Raw genomic sequence first — 23,460 nt, 5'->3', positions numbered from 1 at the left:
AGCGGCCGCAGCTACCCCTCGTCGGCTGTCTCGGCCGCTTCCTCGGCCGGGACGACCCGCTTTCCCTCCGGCTGGGGCTGGACGACGCGATCCGCGCCTTCCCACTCGCGGTCGAGTTCGCGCCCCTCGAAGAGTCGATCGAGGAAGACCGCCAGCCCGGCGACCTCCGAGTGGGGCTGGTTCGTCACGCCGACGTTCCAGTCGGCCCGCTCGTACACCTCGAAACTGACCTTCTCCGCGCCCACGACCAGCAGCAGCGGCTCGCTGCGGTGGGCCGCGCGGATCTCGCCTTCGACCTCCTGCACCGGGAGGCCGTACATGGTGAGGTGGGCGATCGAGCCCGACCAGTCTTTCAGGAAGCGGTTCGGTTGCTCGGTGACCTCGACCTCGAAGGGGCCGCCGAAGCGGTCGGTGATGTCCTCGACGGTGTCCTGCCGGCTCGCGCCCGCGTTCGCCAGAACGAGCCGATCCGCACCCAGGGCCCGGGCCGTGAGTCCGACGTGGGTCGTCATCCGTTCGTCCCGGCCGGGACGGTGGCCGAGTCGGAGGACGGCGACCTCGGGTTCGCCTTGCATACCCGAGGGGAGGGGCGTCGGCCGTTAAGTGCTGTCGGACTGGGCCGCGTCGATCGCGGCGCTGAGCGCCTCGTAGCTGGCCTCGACCGTCTCGCCGTCGACCAGCACCGTCGGCGTCCGGTCGACCCCCGCGTCGATGCCGCCCTCGCGATCGGCCTCGATGGTCGCCTCGTAGGCCTGCTCGACCGCTGCGGTCTTCACCGTGGACGGGTCCGCGTCGACCTCCCGAGCCAGCGACGCGTAGCGGTCCGGCCCCAGCGAGCCCTGGTTCTCGAACAGGAGGTCGGCGTACTCGAAGAACGCCTCGTCGCCGACGCCGTCCTGTACCGCTCGGGCCGCGTTCGGAGCCTCCAGAGAGACGCTCTGGTCGACCGGCAGGGGGAAGTCGTGGTGTTCGTACCGGATCGCCCCGCTCTCGACGTACTCAGAGCGGATGTCGGGGTACACTTCCTGGTTGAAGGTCGCACAGTGTGGACAGGCGAAGTCCTCGTAGACGGCGACCGTCACGTCGGCCTCGGGATCGCCCGCCACCGGCGTCGAGACTGAACCGGTCGTCACCGTCGCCGTTCCGTCCGGTTGCTCGGAGCCACCACCCGAGGAGTCGAGACAGCCCGCGAGCGAGGCGGCCGCCGCACCGCCGGCCAGCAACAGCGAGCGCCGCGTCGGAGAGAGGTCGTCCATAGTCGGCAATCGGGGTTCGCGCACTTTAGTTTCGCGGTCTGTGTGCTGTAGAATCCGCGCCGAGAGCGGGGGCGAGTCCGACGCGGGCGTCGGGGGACGGCGACGATCCACGGGTATTTTGCCCGCCACCCCGTAGCCGCCGCCGTGCAAGTCGTCGGCTATCGCGCTCGCGTCGACGAGTCGGCCGCGCTCCTGCTCGGGACCGACGGGACCGCTCGAACGGAGCCACTGGAGCCCGGCCAGCAGGTGTCGTACTCGCTCGGCGAGCGCCACTGCGCGGGCACGATCGACGAGGGAACGCACGTCGCTTGCGAGGAGCCGACGGCACCCTACTGTGACAGACACACGGACCGCTGGCCATGTGCGCGGTGTCGCGGGGACTGTGCGATGCCACTGGAGAGCTGTCACGAGGAACACGCCGTCTACCTGGCCGCCTTCGCCCCGGCGACGTTCAAAGTCGGCGTCACCCGCTCGTGGCGGCTCGAACGGCGACTGCGAGAACAGGGGGCCGACCGGGCGGCCCACCTCCGGACCGTCGCGAACGGACGAGTCGCTCGCCAGATCGAGGCCGAGATCGCCGCGACGGTGGGCGACAGCGTCCGGGTGCAAACGAAGATCGAGGGGCTACACCGATCGGTCGAGGAGGCCGCCTGGCGGACGCTGCTCGACGAGTTCGAGCCGATCGAGACGTTCGAGTTCGAGTACGGGCTGGCCCTGACCGACCGCCCGATCGCCGAGACGCTGCTGTCCGGTACCGTCGTCGGCAGCCAGGGGCGTCTCCTCGTCGTCGAGAACAGCGGCGGAACCTACGCCGTCGACCTCCGGGACACCGTCGGCTACGAGGTCAGCGAGGACAGCGCCGATCGGCAACTCCAGGCCAGCCTCGGCGCGTTCAGTTGATGCCGGCGTCGGCGTCCGCTGGGACGGTGGTGCTCGCTGTCCTGTTTCGTCCCGTAGAGAGCCGGGCCACGCCGCCCGCGAGGAGGCAGGCGGCCCCCAGGACGAGCCAGTACGGTTCGGCACCCAGTACGAAACGTCCGGCGTCGCCGCCAGCGACCGAGAAGCCGGTGTACAGCGACCCGTCGGCGGCGTAGTGGCCGACCGCTTTCGCCGCGTAGAACAGCACGACGCCGCTCGCGGCGACCGCTCCGAGCGCGCCCCGCCGCCACCGGAGAGAAGCGACGACGCCGAGAACGCCGACGACGGCGACGCGTGCGAGCAGACGCTCCTCGTGATTGAGCGGGCCGCCCCAGCCGGTCTCGACGGTCGCGTCGTACACCGGCCGGAACTCCAGCAACTCCTGGTGAATGCCGGCGACGACGGCGGCGAGGCCGACGACCGAGAGGGCGATCGAGAGGGCAGTTCGTCCGTTCATGTCGTTGGGGTCTCACTGCGACGGCATGAATTTTGCCCCCACCGACCGAATTGCACACCGAGTCGGTTAGTCAGAAAACATTTATGACTCCGTGGAGGGCACTGGGACGTGCAACGCGAAACGATACTCACCGGCGGCATGGTCGTTCTCGTCGTCGCCATGCTCGTCACACCGCTCGCGGTTCCCGGGGTTCTCGACGAGCCCGACGACGAGAACGTCCGTCCGAGCCACCTCCACCTCCAGACCGAGGACTCGACGATCAACGTCACCTCGGTGCCCGGTCGGACGGCGAACCTCCAGCTCGACACCCGGCTCGTCCATCGCGGCGGGCCGGCGCGAAACGTCACGCTCGAAGTCCGCGCGATCGACGCCGAGTCGGGCCTGCTGGAAGATCAGGTCCACGAGTCCGTCGAGAACGTGACGGGTGAGCGATCGATCTCGGTGCTGACCGACCTCTCGGTCGAGCGCCAGGGCGGCTATCGCATCGAGACGATCGTCTACGAGGACGGCGACCGCGTCGCCCGCGGCACGCGGACGATCAGCGGCGTCCAGGCACTGACGCCCGACTACGCCGACTCGACGGTGACGTTCGAGCGGTACGAGAACTCCCCGGCAGACATTCCGACGATCGCCGTCGATCCGACGACGACGAGCGACAACCGCTCGGAGCTGTCGGTGACGGCCGCACTGACCAACGACGGCGATACGGAAGCCGGCGACGTGACGCTGCGACTCCGGGCCCGCCAGGCCGAGTCGAACCTCGTCGCCGCACAGTCCCGACAGGAGGTCGGCTCGATCCGTCCGGGCCGGACCGTCGAGCCCGGCACGACGCTGACGGTCCCCGACGGCTACAACTACTACATCGACGCGATCCTGCTGCGTGACGGCGTGGTGATCGACACCGCCATCGGCGTCGCCAACCTCGATCCGACCCGCGTCGTCGAGGCCAACGAGACGCGCCGAGAGGTCGAGTTCGACACCGGCGACTTCGACGACGAGACCACCGGCGGGGGAGACGCTGGCCGACGGGAAGAGACCAGAACGACCACTGGCGGCGGTCCCGGCTTCGGCGTTGCCCTCGCCCTCGTGGCACTGCTCGCAACCGCACTGCTGACTGCACGGAGACAGACCAATGAGTGACGACGACACCGGCGGCGCGACCGAGGCACAGCACGACGACGAGACGGCGGCGTCCAACACCGGCCAGCGAGTCATCGACGCGCTCCAGTGGGCCGCCTTCGCCATGCTGATCCTCGTGGCCCTGATCGCGACCCTGCAGTTCTACTTCGCGGCCTCGAACGCGATCCGGAACTTCGTCACGCCGGACTACCGGCCGCTGTTCCAGGCGATCTTCAATCTCGTGATCCTGCTGGCCAGCGCGCTGGGCCTGTCCGTGCTCGTCCGTCGGATCACGTAGACGACAACCCTTTTCCGACCCGCACGCCAACGGCCGTCCATGGCAGAAGACGACCCTGAGGAGAACGAATCGCCGGCAGACGACCCCTCGGACGCGGGCGGGGACGAGGAGAAGTCCTTCCGCGAGCGCGTCGAGGAGATCCGTCAGGAACGAGCCGAAGAACGCGAGGGCGAAGACGGCGAGATGAGCCGCGAGGAGCGCATGGAAGAGATGATGGGCGGTGGCGGCGGCCCGCCCGGCATGGGCGGCGGCGGTGGCGGCGGGAACCCCTTCGCACAGATGATGGGCGGCATGATGGGCGGCGGTCCAGGCGGCCCCGGCGGTGCCGGCGGCATGGGACCGGGCGGCCGAGAAGAGGAGAGCGGCGACAACGAAGAGCTGACCCGCGAAGTCCGAAAGCTGCGCGACGAGGTCCACGACGTGCGCCGCACGCTCGACCGGATCGCCGACGCGCTCGAAGACTAGCGCTTCGAACAGTCCGTTCTGCGTTTTGCCGTTCGAGAAGCGGCGCTACTCGTTGTACGCGAGGCTCATGACCCACTGCGAGAAGGCGTCGCTCCGGGCGTCGACCTCCTCGTCGCCGATGAACGGCGAGAGCTGATCGCCGGCCATCAACAGCGAGAAGTCCAGATCTCTGGGTGCCGGCGTGAGGTGGTACGTGTTGTGCCCCTCGTAGATGGTCTCCTCGCGCTGGATCAGTTCCTTGTCCGCCAGCGAGTCGACGATCCGACTCCCCTTGCGCGAAGACACGTCCAGTTCCTTCCAGAAGTCGCTCTGGTGGATGCCACCGGACTCTCTGATGAGTTCCAGGCCGGCACGCTCGTCGTCCGAGAGCTCCTCCTCGATGGCTGCCATGCTCATATACTCCGTTATGGGAGGGTCGGCCGCTTAAACCTGACCTTCGACCGGACGATACGCAGTCTCACAGGGCGGTCCGTCGGCGTAGCGGAACCACCGCTCGTCGCCGAGGACGACGAGCGACGACGAGCGGGTGCCGAACCCCTCACCGTGGACGCAGACGCCGTAGTCGTGGTCCGCGATCGTCTCGGCCGCGCGGTCGAGCCACGAGCCCCCGTTCTCGTCGGGCTCCGGCTGGAGGGCCCGGACCAGTCGACCGGCGCTGTCGGCCTGGCGCTGTGCCGCCGCTCGTCGATCGTCGGGCATCCGGTAGTCGCCGTCGGCACCGACGTTGACGACCACGTGGACACCGGGAGTCAGCGTGCGAACCGAGAGGGTCCCGTCCCACTCGGTGTAGACGGCCGCGGACGCGTCGGCGACGACGAGGTTGAACCCCTGGTACTCGTCGGCGTCGACGGCGCGCTCGACGAGACGGGCAGCGTCCTCCGCGGATCGCTCGCCCAGCGCGTCGCGCACGAGCAGGCCCCGAGAGCGCTCGCCCGCGAGGTCGGCGTCCGTCCAGCGGTTGGTGATCGCGACGAAGACGCCGTGCTCGTTGTAGCCGATCCACGTGCCGCCGGCTTCCGCGTCGGTCGGTGCGACGACCTGTGCGCGCCAGTCGCGGACGGCGGGCGGATCCGACTCCCGGTCGAGCCGTTCGTCGCGGTTGGCGGCGACGACGAGTGGCTGTTCGAAGACCTGCCAGGCGAAGACGAGCGTACACACGACCGGAGGGAGGGTCCCCGAGAGCTAAAGGGTGCTGTCGGTTCCGTCCTCGCCGACCGGCTCGGCCGGCGCACCGACGACCGTCGTCTCCGGCGGAACGTCTGCCGTGACGACGGCGTTGGCACCGACCTTGGCGTCGTGACCGATCTCGACGCCGGGGAGGACGATCGCTCCCGCGCCGATCATCGCGCCCTCGCCGACGACGACCTCGCCGGTCCGATACTCCTCTCTGAGGAACTCGTGACACAGCAGCGTGGCGTCGTAGCCGACGACCGCGTGGTCCTCGATCGTCAGCAGTTCGGGCCAGAACACGTCCGGGGTGGCCGTCAGCGCCAGCGAGACCCCCTCGCCGACCGTCGCGCCGAGCCGACGGAGCAGCCACCGCTTGAGCGCGAGGCTCGGAGAGTACCGCAGGGTCCAGACGGCGAGGAAGTTCACCACCAGCCTGAGCGGGTGCTTGGCCGACGGCCAGTGGTGCAGGGAGTTGTGCGGTCCCGGTGTCGCCGTCCGGTCGAGACGGTCGTGTCGTCGTGGCCCAGTCACGACGGACCGTTCGTCAGGAGCCGTCTAAAAACCCGCGTCGTCGCGGACGGTCCGATAGATCTCGGCCCGCGTTACTCGCCGCGCAGCTCGTTCACGTGGTCGATCCGCTGCTGGACGAGGTCGGGCTTGCCGATGTCGTGGCGCATCCGCAGGCCCTCTTCGCCGGCAGCGTCGAGGGCCGCCTCCGCGATCTCCTCGGCCTCGGTGATCGTCTCCGCCAGGCCGACGACGGCGAACGACCGGGAAGTCGTCGTGTAGATGCCGTCGTCGCGCTCGTCGACGCTGGCGTAGAACAGGAGCGCGTCACCGGCGCTGTCTCGCGGCTCGTCGCCGCTCGACCGTTCCGTGGCTTTCGCCACGCTGTCCTCGTCGATTTTCACTTTCGCACCGGCTTTCGGCTCGGTCGGGTAGCCCTCGGGGACGGCGTACTTGCAGACCGTCGCCTTCGGGGCGAACGAGAGCTGTGGCAGGGGCTCGTCCTCGCGGGCCGCCGTCAGCACGTCGAGGAAGTCGGTGTTGAGGACGGGCAGCGTGTTCATCGCCTCCGGATCGCCGAAGCGAGCGTTGAACTCGACGACCTTGATCCCGTCGGCGGTGAGCATGAACTGCCCGTAGAGGATGCCCTTGTAGTCGTCCAGCGCGTCGACGACCGCCCGGAGCACGTCGACGGCCTCCATGTAGTCGTCTTCGGACATGAAGGGCAGCTCCAGTCCGGAGTCGGAGTAGCTTCCCATCCCGCCGGTGTTGGGGCCTTCGTCGCCCTCGTAGGCGCGCTTGTGGTCCTGTACGGCGGGCGTGACTCGGAGCTGGCCGTTGGCGACGAACGCCTGGACGGTGAACTCCTCGCCGACGAGGCGCTCTTCGAGGACGACCCGATCGTAGTCCCCACTCCGGAGGTGCGCTTTTGCCTCCTCGGCGGTGACCTGGTCGCCGATGACTCGAACGCCCTTGCCGCCGGTGAGCCCGGCCGGCTTGACCGCGAGGTCGCCGTCGTAGTCGTCGATGTACGCGCAGGCGGCCGCCATGTCGTCGAAGGTCTCGAAGTCTGGACAGCCGGGAATGTCGTGTTCCCGCATGAACCGCCGCTGGAAGGCTTTGTCCGTCTCGATGCGAGCCGCGTCCTGCCGGGGACCGAACGTGTACACGCCCGCCTCGTCGAGCGCGTCGGCGACGCCGGCTTCGAGTGCGGCCTCGGGGCCGACCACCGCGAGGGTCGCGTCGACCTCGTCGGCGTAGGTCCGGACCGCCGTCGGGTTCGTCGTGTCCAGCGTCTCGAACCCGTCGGCCAGCGCCGCGATTCCGGGGTTCCTGTTGCCGGCACACGCGTACAGTCGGGCCTCTGATTCGGCCAGCGAGCGGGCGATCGCGTGCTCGCGGCCCCCGCCACCGATCAGCACCACGGTCTCTGTCATACCTGAGGGGGCGACTGGGAGGGGCCTAAACCTTGCCTTTCCCCTCGCGTCGGCGGCTGCTCCGTGTCTCACGGCCGCCTTCCCGGACACCGACGATACTCCGTCTCATACTGCCGGCTGTCCGCCTGTGACGAATGTCCCGACTCCGTATCGCGAATCTCGTGACACAGTGACAGCCGGCAGTCTCAGTCCAGGCTGTCGGGCGTGTCGTCACGAGCGAGCCACCGCTGCATCGCCGTCAGCAGACCGTCGTCCTCGTCGGTCTCCGACCCGCAACGCTCTCTGTCCGTGGGATCGACCGGCGTGTCGTCTCGATCGTACCACCGCTCCATCGCGGTCGGGTTCTCGGTCGTGTTCTCACACTCCCACGCCGGCGCGTCGTCCGAGCCGTCGTCCACGAGGTCGCTGCGCCAGAGCTCTCGGTCGTCCGCGTAGTGTTGGTTCGTATCGTAGTCGTCATCGCCGCCATCGTTTTCGTCGTTTTCGTCGTCATTGTCGTCATCGCTCCCGTCGCCATCGTCCGCACCACCGTTGTCCTCGTCGCTATCGTTCCCATCGCTCCCGTCGCCATCGTCCGCACCACCGTCGTCTGGGTCGTCTCCGTCCGAGCCGTCGTCGCCCGTCTCACTACCGTCGCCGTCGTCGCTGCCGCTGTCGCCGTCGACTGCGTACGTCGTACAGTTGCCCCCTGCCTCGACGTGTCCAGCGCACACGCCACAGGCATCGTTCTGGTCCAGGGCCGCCACGATGTCGTCGACGCTGTCGTAGGCCGACGCGGCGCAGTCGTTGGGGTTGACACAGAGGCTACACGAGCCGCTCGAATCGGTAGTTCCGCCTCGAACGACGTTCTCTTCGAGCAGCCCGACGATCGTCTCGTCGGCCGACGCCTCGTAACAGTAGCTCTGCCAGTCCCAGGGCACGTCGACGCCGCTCGTCGCCGTCATCGGGCGACAGGTAAAGCTCCCGTCGACGGCGACGACGGCGAAGCTCCCGTCCGTCCCCGTACAGACGCGATCACAGCCCTCGAACTGGGTCTCGTGTGCCGCTGCAGTGCCGCTGGCGGCGAGCAGCCCCGCGGTCGCCGCTCCGATCGTCTTCAGCACGCGTCGGCGGTCGACGCCGTTCTCGTCGGTCGCGTCGTCTGTTGGACTCATCGGTGGTACCCCACTCGGCGTATCGATTTCGTAATGGGTCGTGTACGGCCGGTAAGTCCGCCACTAACCGGTCAGTTCCCCGACTCCAGACGAAGGTAGTCGGCCGTCGATCGAACCGTCTCGCCGGTACGGCTAGCCGTCCGAAGGTATAGTAACAATTGAAACGATTTACACATCGATCAAACTGCAGTCGTGCGATCAGGTGTACCTTGATTTTCAATGGCTACTATATTTGACGACCGCCCGGATCGAACCGGAACGTGGGCCGGCGATCGCTGAGACGGACAGGCTTTCCCGTCTGCCACCCGGACGGTCAGCTATGAGCAGCGACTCGGGCCCGACGGACCGGAACCGCCTCGACGAGGCGGAGAGCCCCTACCTCCGCCAGCACGCGGACAACCCCGTCAACTGGCAGCCGTGGGACGAACAGGCACTCGAAACTGCCAGAGAACACGACGCGCCGATCTTCCTCTCGATCGGGTACTCGGCGTGTCACTGGTGTCACGTCATGGAAGACGAGAGCTTCTCCGATCCCGAGACGGCGGCGCTACTCAACGAGCACTTCGTCCCGATCAAGGTCGACCGCGAGGAGCGCCCGGACCTCGACGCCATCTACATGAGCATCTGTCAGCAGGTGACCGGCCGCGGTGGCTGGCCGCTGTCGGCGTGGCTCACTCCCGAGGGAGAGCCGTTCTACGTGGGGACCTACTTCCCGCCCGAGGAGCGCCGCGGGATGCCGGCGTTCGGCCAACTGCTCGAAGACATCGCGGGCTCGTGGTCCGATTCGGAGCAACGCGAGGAGATGTACAACCGCGCCCGGCAGTGGACCGACGCCATCGAGGGCGACGTCGGCGACGTGGGGCAGCCGGGCGACGTGCCCGACGACGAGGCGATGCAGGCGGCCGTCGACGCCGCAGTGCGGGCCGCGGACCGCGAACACGGCGGCTGGGGGAACGGCCCGAAGTTCCCGCAGCCGGGGCGACTCCACTACCTCATGCGCGAGGTCGCCCGTTCGGACCGCGACGACGTGCGCTCGGTCGTCACCGAGACGCTCGATGCGATGGCCGACGGCGGGCTCTTCGACCACGTCGGCGGCGGCTTCCACCGCTACTGCACGGACCGGGAGTGGGTCGTTCCCCACTTCGAGAAGATGCTCTACGACAACGCGACGCTCCCGCGAGCCTACCTCGCGGGCTACCAGCTCACCGGCGACGAGCGGTACGCGGAGATCGCCCGCGAGACGTTCGCCTTCGTCGAGCGCGAACTCACACACGAAGACGGCGGCTTCTTCAGCACGCTCGACGCCCAGAGCGTGCCACCCGCCGGCCGCCGCGAGGACGCGGACGCCGAGCCCGAGGAGGGGGCGTACTTCGTCTGGACTCCCGAGGAGGTCCGCGCGGCCGTCGACGACGAGACGGCGGCCGACCTGCTGTGTGACCGCTTCGGGATCACCGAGTCGGGCAACTTCGAGGGCAAGACGGTGCTGACCGTCGACGCCTCCATCGAGGCCCTGAGCGAGTCCAGCGGCCTCGAAGCGAGCGAAGTCGAGCGCACGCTGGCGAGCGCACGCGAGCAGGTCTTCGAGGCCCGCGAGGAGCGGCCCCGCCCCGCACGCGACGAGAAGGTGCTCGCGGGCTGGAACGGGCTGCTGATCACGGCCATCGCGGAGGGCGCGATCGTCCTCGACGATGTCGATCCGGATCCCGCCGTCGACGCTCTCGCGTTCGTCCGCGAACACCTCTGGGACGAGGACGAGCAACGGCTGGCGCGGCGCTACAAGGACGGCGACGTGGCCATCGACGGTTACCTCGAAGACTACGCCTTCCTCGCTCGCGGCGCGCTGGCGCTGTTCGAGGCGACCGGCGAAGTCGAACACCTCGCGTTCGCTCTGGACCTCGTCCGGGCGATCGAACGAGAGTTCTGGGACGCGGACGACGGCACGCTGTACTTCACCCCGACCAGCGGCGAGTCGCTGGTGGCCCGCCCCCAGGAACTGACCGACCAGTCGACCCCCTCCAGCAGCGGCGTCGCGGTCCAGGCGCTGCTCTCGCTGTCGGCGTTCGTCCCACACGACCGCTTCGAGACAATCGCTGCGGGCGTCCTGGAGACACACGCCAACAAGATCGAGGCGAATCCGATGCAACACGCATCGCTGGTCGTCGCGGCCGACCGCTACCGCCGTGGGGATCTCGAACTGACGCTGGTGGCCGACGAGGTCCCGGCAGCGTGGCGAACGACGCTGGCCGAGACGTATCTCCCGGACCGGCTGCTCGCGTGGCGGCCGCCGAGCGACGGCGACCTCGACGCGTGGCTCGACGTGCTGGGACTGGACGATGTCCCGCCGATCTGGGCAGACCGGACCGAGCGCGACGGCGAGGCGACCGTCTACGCCTGCCGACAGTTCACGTGTTCGCCGCCACAACACCACCTGTGTGACGCGCTCGACTGGGCGACGGAACAGGCGTGAGACGGCGCACCGTCGCCGGGTCGTGTCCGTCGGCGTGGCCGCCTTCGAGCGGTGCATAGCGTGCTCGACCCCTTCTCGCTGCTGACCGAAGACGAGGCGTCGCCGGACGTGACGGCGGCGACGGTCGGCGAGGTCTCGCGCGGGACGTTCTGGGCGTTCGTCACCGCGCTGGTGCTGGCACAGTTCGGGCTCGCCGCCGTCAGCCTCGGCCTGCTGTACGGTCTCGTCCTCGACCAGTGGCCCCTCGGCAGTGCGCTGGTCGCCGTCGGTGTCGCCGCGCTCGCCGGTGTCGGCGCGCTCTACTGGTGGCACCGGACCGAGAGGAGCGAGTAGGAAGACAACCCGGATCCGCCACACGGTGGACAGCCGATCGTACGAGGTGGCGTTCGCTGATACGTAGCACTCAAGAGAGGCTCCCACAAAGGCGAGTGTAATGAGTCAGAGCGCCCTCCAGACACTGTTCGGCGATCCGTTCGCGGTGATGAACACGATCGGTCTGGTGGCGTTCGCACTCGTCGGGGCCTCGAAAGCGATCCGCGAAGAGTTCGATCTGTTTGGCATCACCATCGTCGGATTGGCGATGGCGTTTGCTGGCGGGGCGACACGCGATCTACTCGTGACCCGAATCCCGCTGGCCCTCCAGTCGCCAGTCGAAATCGGACTGGGACTGCTCGGCGTTGGCTTGGCCGTCACGCTGAGTATCGTTCTGCCGACGCCAGATACGCATCCGGTGACGGTCGTCTCAGATGCCATCGGCTTGGCGGCATTTACGACGGCGGGGGCGATCGTCGCCACCGAAGCCGGCGTGTCGGCCTTCGGTATCGTTGCTATCGGGACGATAAACGCCGTCGGCGGCGGAGCATTTGCAGATATCTTACTCGACCGACCGCCGTTCATCCTTTTCGAAGACTTCTACGCGAGTTGCGCAGTCCTCGGTGGCATCGCGTACTGGCTCGCGGGCACGGTCGGTCTGGCCGAGGGCACTGCTGCTGGCGTGTGCGCAGGGGTAGTTGTGGTAACGCGGTTGGCGGCGGTTACCTTCAGCTGGAATCTCCCGACCGTCCAAACGCTCAGATCCGGCGAGTGACTGCCGGCAGTATCATACGGATTATTGTAGTTGCTTACCGGTGATCGTCGCCACGGAGTAGACGATCACCGGTAAATCGCTACAATAATCCGTATCAGTCGAGGACCGCCTGGATCTCCTCAGCGAGAGAGACGGCGATCGGAACGTCGGCGTCTTCGACGAAGCGTGCGATCTCCTCGCCGTCGCGTTCGACCACCACGGTCGGGATGTACTCGATCCCGTACTCCTCGACGCCGGGGCCGGTCTTCGAGCCGTCGTCTTCCTTCTCGGTTTCGTGGTGGGCGACGTTCTCTTCGGGGACCTCGGCGGCGTCTAGCGCCGCGCCGAAGTCGGGCAGCTGCGAGCGGCAGTCCTTGCACCAGTCGCCGCCCCAGACCTTGTAGACCAGTTCGTCGCGGTGCTCGGCCAGCACGTCGACGGTGTCCTCGTAGGCACCCTCCGACCAGACGGGGTTGGGTTCCATCGTTGTCAGTGGCATATCCCGGAGTAGTGCCCGGAGTCGCTTAACGCTCGCGCTCTCTCATACGGTTTATTGTAGTTGCTTACCGGTGATCGTCGCCACGGAGTAGACGATCACCGGTAAATCGCTACAATAATCCGTATCAGTCGTCACCGGTAACGGCACGCCATGCTGGTGACGGGGAGGGTTTTAACCGGGGACCGTCAAGAGGGCGGTAATGAACGAGACAATCCTGGAGACGCTGGGGTCGCCGCTCGTCTCGGTCGGGGCTCCCGAGGGAGCGACGGTCGCAGCCAAGATCGAGTCGTTCAACCCCGGCGGTTCCGCGAAGGACCGACCGGCGCGGTTCATGATCGAGGCCGCCGAGGAAGCCGGCGAACTGAGCGAGGGCGACGCGCTCGTCGAGCCGACGAGTGGCAACACGGGGATCGGGCTCGCGATGGCCGGCGCGGCCAAGGGGTACGACGTGCGCCTCGTGATGCCGGGCTCGAAGTCGCCCGAGCGCCGCCAGATAATGGCAGCCTACGGCGCGGAGATCGAGCTCGTCGACGGCGACATCTCCGCAGCGAAAGACCGTGCCGACGAACTCGAAGCCGAAGAGGGGTACGTTCAGCTCCGGCAGTTCGAGAACGAGGCCAACCCGCGGGCACACTACGAGACGACGGGGCCGGAGATCGTCGAGCAGGTCGGCGACCGGAGCGTCGACGCGTTCGTCGCCGGCATCGGCACGGGCGGGACCGTCACCGGCGTCGGGCGGCGGCTCCGCGAGACGTTCCCCGACGTAGAGATCGTCGGCGTCGAGCCGGCTGACAACGCCGTCCTCTCGGGCCAAGAGCCCGGGACCGGCGAGGACAGCTTCCAGGGGATGGGGCCGGGCTTCGTCAGCCCGAACCTCGACGTGGAGCTGCTCGATTCGGTGACGACGGTCGAACTCGCCGACGCCGAAGCCGAGTGCCGACGGCTGGCGCGCGAGGAGGGGATCCTCGTGGGCCAGTCCTCCGGGGCGTCGAACCTCGCCGCCAGAGAGAAGGCCGCCGAGTTGCTCGACGAGGGCGTCGCGGACCCGCTCGTCGTGACCGTCTACTGGGACAGCGGCGAGCGCTACATGTCGACGGGGATGTTCGACGAGCACAGTAGCGATTGATACGGACGGTTGTAGGAATTTACCGGTGAGCGTCGCCACGAGGTAGACGCTCACCGGTAAGCAACTACAACGTTCCGTATGAACGGATTCACACACCGATCGCACTGCCGTCGTGCGGTCGGGTGTGCATCGCCGCTCAATGGCCACTACAGTCCCCTCCGAGGTCGCCTCGACCGCGTTTTGAGCCTCCACAAGGAGTTTATCAGTACGGACGGCAGGGACGGGTATGCAACGATCTCGCCGCCGGGTCCTCGCAGCCAGCGCCTCGCTGCTGGCGGCCGGCTGTGTCGGGTTCGACACGACCAGTCTCGAAGATGACCGCCGGGACCAGCGATCGCCGACTTCGAGCCCGAACGGCTCCGAAACGGACGGCTGTACGTCGGGGATCGTCCTCACGACCGGGCCGTACGCACCGGCCGCCGACCTCCCAGCCACCCTGAGCGAGACGGAGCGGTCGATCGTCGAACGGGCAGCCAGCGACGGGCCCGCGTCGTACACGACCGACGGCGCTAGCCCCCTGCGTGACGGCGTGATCGTACGCCACGACGGCGCGTTCTACCGGACGAAATCCGAGATCGTCGCCGTCGATGCGATCCCGGTCTACGAGATGGACGTGTCCTGGGAGGAAGGCCAGACCGCGCCCGACAGCGCGACGGTCGTCGCCTTCGAGGAGCTGCCCGAATCTGACCGGGCCGCGCTCGAATCGGCAGCGTTAGATCCCGAGTCCGAGGGCGAGGGAGACGGGCTCCCACAGCGCCAGCTCTCGATCCGAGCGTTCCCGGCACCCTACCCCGACGGCGGGACGGACTCGCGGCTCGTCGGAAGTCGAACCTGGGTCCGGTGGCGAGACCGGACGATGCGCGTCGACGTGGCCGGCGACTCCGAGGGCACCAAAGAGCGGCGAACGTTCGAGTACACCCTCGAACGGGTCGCCGCCGACGAGTCCGCGCTCCGTTCGTTCGCCGCCGAGCGGTATCTCGTCGCGCTCGACGACCTGCCCGAAGCCCAGCGGTCGATCCTCACCGCCGCGACCGACGGCCGCTACGAGGAGTGTGCCCCGGCGTCGACGGCGCTGTCGGCGCTCCAAGAGCGCCTGTCCGAGGGCGAGCAGCTCCCTCACCCGAACGACGACGCGTGGTACGTCGCCCTCGACGGAGAGCGGTCGCTGCTCCAGAGCAGCGAGTGGGTCCGCTGACGGTCGCCGGCAGTCTCACGCCCCGAACTCGTCTCTCGACACCCTGACGACCACCGTCTCGTCGACCGCACGCAGATCGTACTCGGGGATCGAATCGCCAGTCCGCGTCACCAGCATCGGCTCGACGAGCCGGGGTTCGGCGTCGTCGTCCTCGGGCGGTTCGACGCCGTACACCTTCAGGAAGCGGTCGCGTTCGTCCTCGTCGACGGCGTCGTCTCGCATCGCCGTCGCCAGCGACCGCGAGAGCCACTCCGTCTCGCTGACCGACGGTTCGAGCACCATCGCAGCGTCGGTAAAGCGGACGAGATACCAGTTGAGGTCGTTGCAAAGCGCCACCGCGGCCCCCAGGCTGACGGTCTCGACGGCCAGGGCGTTGGCGAACGGCTCCCGAATGTCGTAGGTCGCCAGCGCTTCCCGTGCGGTCTCGCGCGAGAGCAGTTCGTACCGGAGGTTGCAGTCCTCGGAGCCGACGAGACACACTCGCGCCATCGTGCTATCCGAGACCGTCGCCGGGGATAGTGGTTTCGCTCTCAGCGGTCGAGGGCGACGAGTTCGGCGCGGTCAGCGACGACCCTCGCACGCTCGAACAGGTCGTCCGGTTCGCGTTCGCGGACGGCGTGCAGGTCGGCGTTCGTCTCGGGAAGCGACGGCGCGACGCGGTTACAGCCGGTCGGGATCGTCGACGCCTCGAAGGTCCCGATCTCGCGGGCCAGCTGCGTGATCTCGGCCTTGTCGGCGGTCAGGTTCGGCCGGAAGACGGGACAGTCGACCGCCGCGTCCGTCACCGCGAGGTTGGCGCTCGTCTGGCTCGACTTCTGTCCGATCGCCTCGCCCGTCGCCACGCCGACGGCGTCGGTACGCTCGGCGACCCGAGCCCCGACGGCGAGCATGAACCGCCGCAGGGCGAGCATCCGCCGTGCGTCTAGCTCCTCTGCGAGCCGCTCCACGACGCCCCCTCCGTCGGCGACCCGCACCGAGAGGTCGACGTTCGGGACGTAGCTGGCGAGCGTCTCGGCGGTCGAGAGGGCGCGCGCCCGGTGGTCCGGACCGCCGTACGCCCCGAGATCGACGTACACCGGCACGACGGGACAGCCGCGCTTGAGCAGCTTCCAGGCCGCGACGGGAGAGTCGATCCCCCCGGAGAGCAAGACGACGACGGGCTCCTGAGTCCCGACGGGGAGCCCGCCGGGGCCCGCCTGCGTGTCGAGAAACAGGTACGCGACCTCCCGACGACACTCGACGTGGAACGTCAGGTCCGGCTCGTCGAGATCGACCGCCGGATCGCCGCCCGCCGCTTCGATCGCGGCCCAGACGGCAGCGCCGCCGTCGGACTCGATGTCCTCGCTGGAGAAGTCGTGGGCGGACTGCTGGCCCGCACGGCGGGCGTCGACGGCGAAGGTCCCGCCGTCGAATCGCTCGCGTGCGATCGCTGCCAGCCCCTCACAGATGGCGTCGAGCGTCGGCTCGGTGCGGACGGCGGCGCTCGCAGAGACGACGCCGAAGGTGTCTGTCGCGGCCTCTGCCGCGGCTTCCGGATCGTCGCTGTGGACGAACAGCCGGGTCCGCTCGCGCTCGATGGAACCGTCGACGCCGCGATCCGCGAGCAACGCCGAGAGGTTCCGCGCCAGCCGCTCCTCCATGGATCGACGGACCTGCTCGCTCTTGGTCCCGATCTCGCCGTGACGAACGAGGACGATGTCGGCTCCCGGCGGGTGCATACCGATGCTTGACCGATCCGCGATAAAGGAATGTCGCCTCACTACGGCGGTCCGCGGGTCACTCCGCTCCCCGCTTCGGTTCGAGGCCCGTCGCTCCCGTCAGTCGCTCCGCGTCGCTCTTGCTCAAACCCCTCCTCCGCGGGTCACTCCGCTCCCCGCTTCGGTTCGAGGCCCGTCGCTCCCGTCAGTCGCTCCGCGCCTCGCCGCTCGCACTTGGAGACTTCTCCCGTCGGCCACATCACCGCCGCTCGCGTGTCGTTCGCTTCGCTCACTCCCGCTCGCACTTGGAGACTCCTCCCGTCCGGTTGGAGTCTCCCTTAGAACGTCGACAGCTCCCCGTCGACGACGCGTCGGGTGATATTGGTCACGTCGGCCAGCTCGTCGTCGATCGCGGCCTCGACCTCGTCTTCGATGTCGTCGATGGTGACGCCGTCTTCGGTGACCAGTTCGGCGTCGGCGACGTGGGGTTCGTCGATGGGCGATCCGATCTGAGAGAGCAGTCGGATCTGGAGTTGTTCGATGCCGTCGACATCGTCGACGACGCTCTTTGCGATCTCCGTCGAGAGGAGGTTGTAGATCTTCCCGATGTGGTTGACGGGGTTCTTGCCGGAGGTGGCCTCCATACTCATCGGTCGGTTCGGAGTGATCAGGCCGTTCGAACGGTTGCCGCGGCCGACGGAGCCGTCGTCGCCCTGCTCGGCGGAGGTGCCGGTCGTCGTCAGGTAGATCGACCCCTCGTCGTAGTCGTCGGCGGTGTTGACGTGGACCGTCACCGCTCGGTCGGTGAACTCCGTGGCGAGGTCTTCGACGTATCGGCGGACGCTGGCGACGGCGTCCTTGTACGCTTCGAGGTCCTCGATGTGTCGATCCACCATCGCCGCGGCGACGGTCACGTCGATGTGGTCGCCCTCGCGTTTGCCCATCACCTTCACGTCCTGCCCGACTTCCGGGTGGTCGACGGAGTACTCGCTGTTGAGCCGTTGCTCAGTGGCCTTGACGATCTGTTCGGTTTCCGACAGCGGCGCGTGCCCGACGCCGTAGCTCGTGTCGTTGGCCATCGGCACGGACCCCTCGTCGCCGAACACGTCCTGGAGGTCGCCGCTGCCCTCGCCGAGACGAACGTCGACGACGATGTCCGTCCCGACGTCCAGATACGGGAAGTTCGCTTCCAGGTAGTCCCGGGCCGCTTCGAGCGCGATCGTCTCCGCGGGAATGCGCTCGCCGTCGTAGGACTTGGTCGCGCGTCCGACGATCAGCAGATAGATCGGCTCCAGTACCTCGCCGCCGCCGAAGGCCGGAGCGGCGTTCCCGGCGACGAGCTGGCTCTCGTCGGTGTTGTAGTGCAGGACCGTCCCGAAGCGGTCGAGGTACGTCTGTGCGAGGGCCCGCGAGACCGTCTCCGCGACGCCGTCACAGATCGAGTCCGGGTGACCGATTCCCTTTCGCTCGACGATTTCGACGCCCTGTTCCTCGACTGCCAGCCCAGAAGACGGCTGCACGTGGATGTTCCGATCTGTCATTGGTACTGCGTTCGATGTCCCCGGTTCTATAACTTGCGGAAACCAAACCGCCCTATCTGATTACTCTCCTGCATCGCCGTCCGGGTCGTCGAGCACCAGCCCGAGGTACGAGGTCCGGATCTGCTCGTCCGGATCCAGACCGAGATCGCGCACGAGATCGGCTGCCCCCTCGCGCGCGGCGTCGATCTCCTCGGCCTCGGTCTCGACCTCGACGAACGAGCCCGCGCCCTCGACCGCGTCCAGCGTGACCGTGTAGCCGTCGAGCCGATACCGGTCGCGCTCCTTGCGAACCGTCGCCGCGGCCGCGAACCCGACCGACTCGAAGATCGCCGCCGCGTCGTCGCCGTCACCGACCGCGGTCTCGATCTCCTCGCGGGTCTTCGACGCCGCGTCGACCTTGGGTCCCTTGTAGGTCATCACCGCCGAGGACTCGTCGTCGACGGTCTCGCGACGCACCCGCAACGCCTCGTCGGTCTCGGCGAACTCTCTGTGGGGCGCGTCGTAGTAGGTGTCTGCCTGTTCGACGGTGCCCAGGAACGTCGCCCCGAGCTCGTCGAGTCGCTCGCGCACGGGCTCGTGGTCGGTCTCGACCTTGAGTTCGACCTCGTACATACCCCGTAACTGACCGTCAGGGGATAAAACGCATTCGAGAACCACGAGAGTGTGCGCGATATCGGGCACCATCCGCCCCGGTCGCGCAGCCGAAACGTTGTTCTTAAGAGTACAACGCCAGACCGATAGGGTATGAGTAACGAATCCGAGGCCGACGCGGAAGAAGAACTCGAAGAGCAGGACGCAGAAGAATCAGCGGCCGATGAAGAGGAAAGCCAGGGCTTCGCAGCGGGCGACTTCGTCGAGATGGCCTACACCGCACGCACCGTCGAGGGCGGCGACCTCGTCGACACGACGGACCCGGAAGTCGCAGAAGAGGAAGGCGTCGGCGAGGATCAGGAGTTCGCGCCGCGGACGATCGTGCTCGGCCAGGGCCACCTGTTCGAGGCCGTCGAAGAGGACGTGTACGGTGAGGACGTCGGACACTCCGGCACCGTCACCGTCCCCGCGGCCGAGGCCTTCGGCGAGTACGACGAGAGCGAGGTCCGTACCGTCGCGGCCGACAAGATCCCGGAAGACGACCGCTACCCCGGCGCACACGTCGACGTCGACGGCGAGCACGGCCACGTCGAGACGATCATCGGCGGCCGCGCACGCGTCGACTTCAACCACCCGCTGGCCGGCGAGGACATCGAGTACGACTACGAGGTCCTGAGCGAGGTCGAGGACCGCGAAGCGCAGGCCCAAGGCATCCTCTCGATGATGCTCGACATGGAGCTCGACGTGTGGTTCGAGACCGAGACCGTCGAGGAAGAGCAGCTCGTCGAGTCCGACGAGGACGACGAGGACGCCGAACCCGAGACCGAGACCGTCGAGGTCGAGAAGGACACGCTCTACATCGAGGCGACGCCCCAGCTGACGATGAACCAGCAGTGGATGATGGGCAAACAGCAGATCGCCCAGCAGCTCACCCAGCTGCTCGACATCGACCGCATCATCGTCCAGGAAGAGATCGGCGGTGGCGGCATGGGCATGCCCGGCATGATGGGCGGCATGGGCGGTGCCGGCGGCGCTGACATCGAGGACGCGCTCGAAGACGCCGACGTCGACGCCGACGAGATCATGGACGAGATCGAAGGCGCAGCCGACGAGTAATACGGTTTCTTGTAGTTGCTTACCGGTGATCGTCGCCACGGAGTAGACGATCACCGGTAAATCGCTACAATAATCCGTATAAGTCCCGAGTCGCTTCTCACTATTTTCCGCCGCGCAGTGGCGACAGTGCGGAAAATCGGCGCTACTTCCGGCCGACAAACGTCGCGTCGGCGGAGGTCCGGCCCTCGTTGAACGAGAGCACTTTCGCTTCGATGACATCGCCCTTCGAGAGCCCGTCCGGGATGTCCTCGACGAACAGGACGAACCCCTCGACTTTCCCGACGGCGTTCGTTTCACCGGAGTAGTGCTCGCTGAAGTCCGTGATCCCGAACTCGTAGGTCTCACCGATCTCCACGGGAGGGTCACGTTGCTGGGCGGCTTCGTGGGCTTTCTTCGACTGGCGGCGGTCCGCGGAGCCGCGTCGACGCCACCAGATCGCGACGAGCGCCAGGACGAGCACCGCGGCCCCGCCGATCGCGAGCGGGGCCACACCGTCGACCGGAAGCGAGTTCATACCGACGACTGGGGAGGGTGCCGCAAATAAGTTGGAGGTGTTCGGCTGCAGGCGGACGCTGGCACCGCGGGGGTGCTAACTCACCAGAATGTGAGCGGCGATGTCCTCGCGGATGATCGTGTCGCAGTACTCACAGCGGACGCCGTCGTCGAGCACCTCGAACGCGGAGTCGACGGGCTCGGACTCGGTCGTGATGCAGTTGCGGTTCGGACACTCCAGGACGCCCTCGACGCGGCCGGGGCGTTCGACGCGGTGTTTCTCGGCCACGTCGAACTCCCGGACGATGTTGATCGTCGCGGCGGGTGCGATCAGCGACAGCACGTCGACCTCGTTCTGTGAGAGCTCACGGCCCTCGACTTTCACGATGTCTTTCTTGCCCAGCCGATCCGAGGGGATGTTCATCGCGACGGAGACCTCCTCGCCGCTGGTCCCGTCGATGCCGATGATCGCCAGCACGTTCAGCGCCTGGCCGCCGGAAATGTGGTCGATCACGGTGCCGTTGCGGATCTTGCTGACGCGGAGTTCGGGGTCGTCGCTCATCGTGATTCCTCCAGGACCATGTCCAGGAGCGCCATCCGGACGGGGACGCCGTTGTGTGCCTGCTGGAAGTACTGTGCGCCGTCGAGTTCGTCCACGTCGTGGTCGATCTCGTCGACCCGCGGGAGCGGGTGCATGACCGTCAGATCCTCGTTGTGCTCGCGGATCGTCGCCGCGTCGATCTGGTACTCCCCGGCGACCTCGTGGTACTCGCTCTCGTCGGGGAACCGCTCTTTCTGGATCCGGGTGACGTAGAGAACGTCCAGTTCCGACAGCACGTCGTCGAGGTCGGTGTGCTCGCGGACCTCCGCGCCGGACTCGTGGAGGTCGTACCGCACCGAGCGGGGCAGTTGGAGGCTCTCGGGGCTGACGAAGTGCTGGCGAGCGTCGAAGACGGTCAGGGCGTGTGCCAGCGAGTGGACGGTGCGACCGTACTTCAGGTCGCCCATGATCCCGATCGAGAGGTCGTCGAAGCCGGCGTTCTCGCGGATCGTGTACAGGTCCAGGAGCGTCTGTGTCGGGTGCTGGCCGGCACCGTCGCCCGCGTTGATCAGCGGCGCGTCGACGAACTCGCTGGCCATCTGGGCCGCGCCCTCGCTCGGGTGGCGCAAGACGAGCGCGTCGGCGTAGCCCTCGACGACGCGGACGGTGTCTGCCAGCGACTCGCCTTTCTTGACGCTGGAGGACTCGACCGTGCCCATGTCGACGATGTCGCCGCCGAGGCGTTTCATTGCGGCACTGAAACTCATCTTCGTCCGCGTGCTGGGTTCGAAAAAGAGGAGGCCGAGCAGGGACCCCTCGTGTCGGTCCGCGTAGGCCGACGGATCCGCCGCGATCTCGGCAGCGCGGTCCAGCACCGCCTCAATGTCCCGGCGGGAGAGCTGTTTGGCGCTGATGATGTGGTCCTGGCGCATCGATAGGTACCGTGGCCGCGACGGCCTTGAATCTCCCGAACCGTCCCGAGCGTTCAAGACGGATGACGAGACAGGCCCCGCCATGCTCGCGATCGCAGGCGGGAAGGGCGGGTCGGGAAAGACCACGACGACGGCGTGTCTCGCTCGCGGGCTGGCGGGCGAGGGGCCTCCTCCGATCGCCGTCGACGGCGACTGTGACATGCCGGACCTGCACCTCGTCGCCGGAACGTGCCCACGGCCGGGCATCGGTGCCTACGAGGACGGAGCGTCCCTCGACGAAGTCACGCACTCGGCCGTGGAGTTGCCCGGCGTCGAGGTGCTGCCGGCGGGTCGTGGCGGCGTCGGGGCACTCGAAACGACCCTGGAGCAGTTGGCCGCGACGCCGCGGCCGGTCGTCGTCGATACGCCGGCCGGCGCGTCGCCGGTCGTGGCGACCGCGTTGCGCGCGGCCGACGCGGTCGTCGTCGTCTCGACGGCCACGCCGGAGAGTCTCGAAGACGCAGCGAAGACCGCGGCCATGGCTCGCACGCTGGGGACTCGCGTCCTCGGTTCGGTGGTGACCCGAAGCGCGGGCCAGATCGAGCCGGAACCGCTGCTGGGCTGCCAGACGCTGGCCCACGTTCCGGACGTGACAGCGCCGCTGACCGACGGGACCGTGGCGGCACGGTACGACCGCGTCGTCGACGAAGTGGTCGAACGGAATATTTAATTCGTGTCGGGGCGTATCTCACAGTGGCATGGTGAATCGTCTGCGGACGGGGATCGACGTTCTCGACCGCAAACTGGATGGGGGAATCCCGGAGGGAAGCATCGTGGCCCTGACGGCGGATCCAGCGAGCCAGGCAGAGCTGTTTCTGTACGAGTTGACCGCGACGCGGGGGACGCTCTGGCTCTCGCTGGATCGAACGGCCACCGCGGTGCAGGCGAGCATCGAGCAGACCCCGGCAGACCCCGGCAGAGACCGGCGACCCGACGGTGCGACACATCTCGGGCGAAGCGCCGCTGGACAACGCCGGCAAACTGGTCAGTGCGCTCCCGGAGACGTCGAACCTGATCGTCGACCCGCTCGACGTGCTGGAGGCCCAGGAACCACACTCCCGGTTCCGTGCCTTCATGAACGACCTGCAGACACACATCGTCAACACGGGCAGCATCGCCATCCTCCACTGTCTGGACGGCCGCGAGGTCGCGTCGTTGCGAGACACGACCGAGCACTTCGCGGACGTCGTCTTCCAGCTCGACACCACCGTCTCCGGCGACGAAGTCGAGAACAGGCTGGCGATTCCGAAGTTCCGCGGCGGCCGCGCCCCCTCGGACGTGATCAAGCTCGATCTGGTCGAACAGGTCAGCATCGACACGTCCCGAGACATCGCGTGACCGGCCACCGGAGTTCATTTGCCGACCCGCCGCCCAGTGT

27 protein-coding genes and 1 pseudogene are annotated in these 23,460 nt (G+C 67.6%); 12 read left to right on the top strand and 16 right to left on the bottom strand.

Translation table 11 applies throughout. The features are described from left to right. Positions 1–11: 11 nt before the first annotated feature. Together HALKA_RS0114375 and HALKA_RS0114370 are read right to left on the bottom strand one after the other, a co-directional pair. A complete protein-coding gene (locus HALKA_RS0114375) occupies positions 12–575 on the bottom strand; it encodes a tRNA (cytidine(56)-2'-O)-methyltransferase (protein WP_018258653.1) in 564 nt (187 codons plus the stop codon). Between the two features lie 24 nt (positions 576–599). Continuing rightward, positions 600–1,256: a DsbA family protein gene (locus tag HALKA_RS0114370; protein WP_018258652.1), complete on the bottom strand. Its 657-nt coding sequence runs from the start codon at positions 1,254–1,256 to the stop codon at positions 600–602. A 144-nt stretch (positions 1,257–1,400) separates the two neighbouring features. Between HALKA_RS0114370 and HALKA_RS0114365 the strand changes: the two genes are divergently transcribed. Next, complete coding sequence (locus tag HALKA_RS0114365) at positions 1,401–2,156, top strand: DUF2797 domain-containing protein (RefSeq protein WP_018258651.1); 756 nt, start codon at positions 1,401–1,403, stop codon at positions 2,154–2,156. Here HALKA_RS0114365 and HALKA_RS0114360 read toward each other — a convergent pair. Beyond that, positions 2,149–2,631, bottom strand: a complete 483-nt coding sequence (locus HALKA_RS0114360; protein ID WP_018258650.1) for a hypothetical protein — start codon at positions 2,629–2,631, stop codon at positions 2,149–2,151. The genes HALKA_RS0114365 and HALKA_RS0114360 overlap by 8 nt on opposite strands. Before the next feature lie 108 nt (positions 2,632–2,739). Here HALKA_RS0114360 and HALKA_RS0114355 point away from each other — a divergent pair, with 108 nt between their 5' ends. The 3 genes from HALKA_RS0114355 to HALKA_RS0114345 are packed head-to-tail and all read left to right on the top strand — an operon-like array spanning position 2,740 to position 4,513. After that, complete coding sequence (locus HALKA_RS0114355; RefSeq protein ID WP_018258649.1) at positions 2,740–3,771, top strand: DUF7490 domain-containing protein; 1,032 nt, start codon at positions 2,740–2,742, stop codon at positions 3,769–3,771. Then, a complete protein-coding gene (locus tag HALKA_RS0114350) occupies positions 3,764–4,048 on the top strand; it encodes a DUF8060 family membrane protein (protein WP_018258648.1) in 285 nt (94 codons plus the stop codon). Before HALKA_RS0114355 ends, HALKA_RS0114350 begins: the two co-directional genes overlap by 8 nt. 39 nt (positions 4,049–4,087) lie before the next feature. Beyond that, the gene (locus HALKA_RS0114345; RefSeq protein WP_018258647.1) at positions 4,088–4,513 is read left to right on the top strand and encodes a hypothetical protein; all 426 of its coding nucleotides are present in this window, start codon (positions 4,088–4,090) and stop codon (positions 4,511–4,513) included. A gap of 45 nt (positions 4,514–4,558) precedes the next feature. Here the strand turns inward: HALKA_RS0114345 and HALKA_RS0114340 are convergent, their stop codons facing one another. The 5 genes from HALKA_RS0114340 to HALKA_RS0114320 all read right to left on the bottom strand — a co-directional run bounded on the left by HALKA_RS0114340 (position 4,559) and on the right by HALKA_RS0114320 (position 8,780). Then, the gene (locus HALKA_RS0114340; protein ID WP_018258646.1) at positions 4,559–4,909 is read right to left on the bottom strand and encodes a helix-turn-helix transcriptional regulator; all 351 of its coding nucleotides are present in this window, start codon (positions 4,907–4,909) and stop codon (positions 4,559–4,561) included. A 27-nt stretch (positions 4,910–4,936) separates the two neighbouring features. Continuing rightward, positions 4,937–5,671: an NRDE family protein gene (locus tag HALKA_RS0114335; protein ID WP_018258645.1), complete on the bottom strand. Its 735-nt coding sequence runs from the start codon at positions 5,669–5,671 to the stop codon at positions 4,937–4,939. Between the two features lie 24 nt (positions 5,672–5,695). After that, the gene (locus HALKA_RS0114330; protein ID WP_018258644.1) at positions 5,696–6,214 is read right to left on the bottom strand and encodes an acyltransferase; all 519 of its coding nucleotides are present in this window, start codon (positions 6,212–6,214) and stop codon (positions 5,696–5,698) included. A 71-nt stretch (positions 6,215–6,285) separates the two neighbouring features. Then, the gene (gene purD / locus HALKA_RS0114325; protein ID WP_018258643.1) at positions 6,286–7,626 is read right to left on the bottom strand and encodes a phosphoribosylamine--glycine ligase; all 1,341 of its coding nucleotides are present in this window, start codon (positions 7,624–7,626) and stop codon (positions 6,286–6,288) included. Between the two features lie 185 nt (positions 7,627–7,811). Beyond that, a complete protein-coding gene (locus tag HALKA_RS0114320) occupies positions 7,812–8,780 on the bottom strand; it encodes a hypothetical protein (RefSeq protein ID WP_018258642.1) in 969 nt (322 codons plus the stop codon). Between the two features lie 319 nt (positions 8,781–9,099). On the opposite strand from HALKA_RS0114320, the gene HALKA_RS0114315 reads away from it, so the two are divergent. The 3 genes from HALKA_RS0114315 (at position 9,100) to HALKA_RS0114305 (ending at position 12,334) form a co-directional block, all read left to right on the top strand. Further along, on the top strand, positions 9,100–11,247 hold the full coding sequence (locus HALKA_RS0114315) for a thioredoxin domain-containing protein (protein ID WP_018258641.1): 2,148 nt from the start codon (positions 9,100–9,102) through the stop codon (positions 11,245–11,247). Between the two features lie 51 nt (positions 11,248–11,298). Next, entirely contained in the window at positions 11,299–11,580 is a 282-nt protein-coding gene (locus tag HALKA_RS0114310) for a DUF7322 domain-containing protein (RefSeq protein ID WP_026190329.1), read from the top strand. Positions 11,581–11,680: 100 nt separating this feature from the next. After that, entirely contained in the window at positions 11,681–12,334 is a 654-nt protein-coding gene (locus HALKA_RS0114305; protein ID WP_018258639.1) for a trimeric intracellular cation channel family protein, read from the top strand. 94 nt (positions 12,335–12,428) lie between these two features. On the opposite strand, the gene HALKA_RS0114300 is transcribed toward HALKA_RS0114305, so the two are convergent. Further along, positions 12,429–12,812 carry a thioredoxin family protein gene (locus tag HALKA_RS0114300; protein ID WP_018258638.1) on the bottom strand — a complete coding sequence of 128 codons (384 nt, stop codon included), beginning with the start codon at positions 12,810–12,812 and terminating at the stop codon, positions 12,429–12,431. A gap of 199 nt (positions 12,813–13,011) precedes the next feature. On the opposite strand from HALKA_RS0114300, the gene HALKA_RS0114295 reads away from it, so the two are divergent. Together HALKA_RS0114295 and HALKA_RS0114290 are read left to right on the top strand one after the other, a co-directional pair. Then, positions 13,012–13,938, top strand: coding sequence for a PLP-dependent cysteine synthase family protein (locus tag HALKA_RS0114295; RefSeq protein ID WP_018258637.1), 927 nt, complete (start codon positions 13,012–13,014; stop codon positions 13,936–13,938). Positions 13,939–14,164: 226 nt separating this feature from the next. Further along, positions 14,165–15,133 carry a hypothetical protein gene (locus tag HALKA_RS0114290; RefSeq protein ID WP_018258636.1) on the top strand — a complete coding sequence of 323 codons (969 nt, stop codon included), beginning with the start codon at positions 14,165–14,167 and terminating at the stop codon, positions 15,131–15,133. A gap of 15 nt (positions 15,134–15,148) precedes the next feature. On the opposite strand, the gene HALKA_RS0114285 is transcribed toward HALKA_RS0114290, so the two are convergent. The 4 genes from HALKA_RS0114285 to cyaB form a co-directional block, all read right to left on the bottom strand. Beyond that, positions 15,149–15,622, bottom strand: coding sequence for a DUF5804 family protein (locus tag HALKA_RS0114285; RefSeq protein WP_018258635.1), 474 nt, complete (start codon positions 15,620–15,622; stop codon positions 15,149–15,151). Between the two features lie 41 nt (positions 15,623–15,663). After that, a complete protein-coding gene (locus HALKA_RS0114280) occupies positions 15,664–16,851 on the bottom strand; it encodes a tRNA sulfurtransferase (RefSeq protein WP_018258634.1) in 1,188 nt (395 codons plus the stop codon). A gap of 317 nt (positions 16,852–17,168) precedes the next feature. Further along, positions 17,169–18,371, bottom strand: a complete 1,203-nt coding sequence (locus HALKA_RS0114275) for a methionine adenosyltransferase (protein ID WP_018258633.1) — start codon at positions 18,369–18,371, stop codon at positions 17,169–17,171. 60 nt (positions 18,372–18,431) lie between these two features. After that, positions 18,432–18,983 (bottom strand): class IV adenylate cyclase, encoded by a 552-nt coding sequence (cyaB, locus tag HALKA_RS0114270; protein WP_018258632.1) that lies wholly within the window; start codon positions 18,981–18,983, stop codon positions 18,432–18,434. 132 nt (positions 18,984–19,115) lie between these two features. On the opposite strand from cyaB, the gene HALKA_RS0114265 reads away from it, so the two are divergent. After that, positions 19,116–20,078, top strand: a complete 963-nt coding sequence (locus tag HALKA_RS0114265) for an FKBP-type peptidyl-prolyl cis-trans isomerase (protein WP_018258631.1) — start codon at positions 19,116–19,118, stop codon at positions 20,076–20,078. Positions 20,079–20,220: 142 nt separating this feature from the next. On the opposite strand, the gene HALKA_RS0114260 is transcribed toward HALKA_RS0114265, so the two are convergent. The 3 genes from HALKA_RS0114260 to pyrB all read right to left on the bottom strand — a co-directional run bounded on the left by HALKA_RS0114260 (position 20,221) and on the right by pyrB (position 22,043). Continuing rightward, the gene (locus HALKA_RS0114260) at positions 20,221–20,592 is read right to left on the bottom strand and encodes a TRAM domain-containing protein (protein ID WP_018258630.1); all 372 of its coding nucleotides are present in this window, start codon (positions 20,590–20,592) and stop codon (positions 20,221–20,223) included. Between the two features lie 75 nt (positions 20,593–20,667). After that, a complete protein-coding gene (pyrI, locus tag HALKA_RS0114255) occupies positions 20,668–21,132 on the bottom strand; it encodes an aspartate carbamoyltransferase regulatory subunit (protein ID WP_018258629.1) in 465 nt (154 codons plus the stop codon). After that, positions 21,129–22,043 carry an aspartate carbamoyltransferase gene (gene pyrB, locus HALKA_RS0114250; RefSeq protein WP_015763255.1) on the bottom strand — a complete coding sequence of 305 codons (915 nt, stop codon included), beginning with the start codon at positions 22,041–22,043 and terminating at the stop codon, positions 21,129–21,131. The genes pyrI and pyrB overlap by 4 nt, the downstream gene beginning before the upstream one ends. A gap of 82 nt (positions 22,044–22,125) precedes the next feature. On the opposite strand from pyrB, the gene HALKA_RS0114245 reads away from it, so the two are divergent. Both HALKA_RS0114245 and HALKA_RS22275 read left to right on the top strand, forming a co-directional pair. After that, complete coding sequence (locus HALKA_RS0114245; protein ID WP_018258628.1) at positions 22,126–22,752, top strand: MinD/ParA family ATP-binding protein; 627 nt, start codon at positions 22,126–22,128, stop codon at positions 22,750–22,752. A gap of 28 nt (positions 22,753–22,780) precedes the next feature. Beyond that, positions 22,781–23,420, top strand: a pseudogene (locus HALKA_RS22275) (RAD55 family ATPase). Positions 23,421–23,460 lie beyond the last annotated feature (40 nt).

The sequence above is a fragment of the Halomicrobium katesii DSM 19301 genome (assembly GCF_000379085.1).
Taxonomy (GTDB): Archaea; Halobacteriota; Halobacteria; order Halobacteriales; family Haloarculaceae; genus Halomicrobium; species Halomicrobium katesii.
This window is presented reverse-complemented; position numbering and strand designations above follow the sequence as displayed.

Coding starts and splice junctions, on each gene's coding strand:
- HALKA_RS0114345 (WP_018258647.1), top strand. CDS start 4,088: ATGGCAGAAGACGACCCTGAGGAGAACGAATCGCCGGCAGACGACCCC.
- HALKA_RS0114275 (WP_018258633.1), bottom strand. CDS start 18,371: ATGACAGATCGGAACATCCACGTGCAGCCGTCTTCTGGGCTGGCAGTC.
- HALKA_RS0114315 (WP_018258641.1), top strand. CDS start 9,100: ATGAGCAGCGACTCGGGCCCGACGGACCGGAACCGCCTCGACGAGGCG.
- HALKA_RS0114360 (WP_018258650.1), bottom strand. CDS start 2,631: ATGAACGGACGAACTGCCCTCTCGATCGCCCTCTCGGTCGTCGGCCTC.
- pyrB (WP_015763255.1), bottom strand. CDS start 22,043: ATGCGCCAGGACCACATCATCAGCGCCAAACAGCTCTCCCGCCGGGAC.
- HALKA_RS0114340 (WP_018258646.1), bottom strand. CDS start 4,909: ATGAGCATGGCAGCCATCGAGGAGGAGCTCTCGGACGACGAGCGTGCC.
- HALKA_RS0114370 (WP_018258652.1), bottom strand. CDS start 1,256: ATGGACGACCTCTCTCCGACGCGGCGCTCGCTGTTGCTGGCCGGCGGT.
- HALKA_RS0114305 (WP_018258639.1), top strand. CDS start 11,681: ATGAGTCAGAGCGCCCTCCAGACACTGTTCGGCGATCCGTTCGCGGTG.
- HALKA_RS0114375 (WP_018258653.1), bottom strand. CDS start 575: ATGCAAGGCGAACCCGAGGTCGCCGTCCTCCGACTCGGCCACCGTCCC.
- HALKA_RS0114280 (WP_018258634.1), bottom strand. CDS start 16,851: ATGCACCCGCCGGGAGCCGACATCGTCCTCGTTCGTCACGGCGAGATC.
- HALKA_RS0114285 (WP_018258635.1), bottom strand. CDS start 15,622: ATGGCGCGAGTGTGTCTCGTCGGCTCCGAGGACTGCAACCTCCGGTAC.
- HALKA_RS0114290 (WP_018258636.1), top strand. CDS start 14,165: ATGCAACGATCTCGCCGCCGGGTCCTCGCAGCCAGCGCCTCGCTGCTG.
- HALKA_RS0114245 (WP_018258628.1), top strand. CDS start 22,126: ATGCTCGCGATCGCAGGCGGGAAGGGCGGGTCGGGAAAGACCACGACG.
- HALKA_RS0114300 (WP_018258638.1), bottom strand. CDS start 12,812: ATGCCACTGACAACGATGGAACCCAACCCCGTCTGGTCGGAGGGTGCC.
- HALKA_RS0114295 (WP_018258637.1), top strand. CDS start 13,012: ATGAACGAGACAATCCTGGAGACGCTGGGGTCGCCGCTCGTCTCGGTC.
- purD (WP_018258643.1), bottom strand. CDS start 7,626: ATGACAGAGACCGTGGTGCTGATCGGTGGCGGGGGCCGCGAGCACGCG.
- pyrI (WP_018258629.1), bottom strand. CDS start 21,132: ATGAGCGACGACCCCGAACTCCGCGTCAGCAAGATCCGCAACGGCACC.
- HALKA_RS0114260 (WP_018258630.1), bottom strand. CDS start 20,592: ATGAACTCGCTTCCGGTCGACGGTGTGGCCCCGCTCGCGATCGGCGGG.
- cyaB (WP_018258632.1), bottom strand. CDS start 18,983: ATGTACGAGGTCGAACTCAAGGTCGAGACCGACCACGAGCCCGTGCGC.
- HALKA_RS0114265 (WP_018258631.1), top strand. CDS start 19,116: ATGAGTAACGAATCCGAGGCCGACGCGGAAGAAGAACTCGAAGAGCAG.
- HALKA_RS0114350 (WP_018258648.1), top strand. CDS start 3,764: ATGAGTGACGACGACACCGGCGGCGCGACCGAGGCACAGCACGACGAC.
- HALKA_RS0114320 (WP_018258642.1), bottom strand. CDS start 8,780: ATGAGTCCAACAGACGACGCGACCGACGAGAACGGCGTCGACCGCCGA.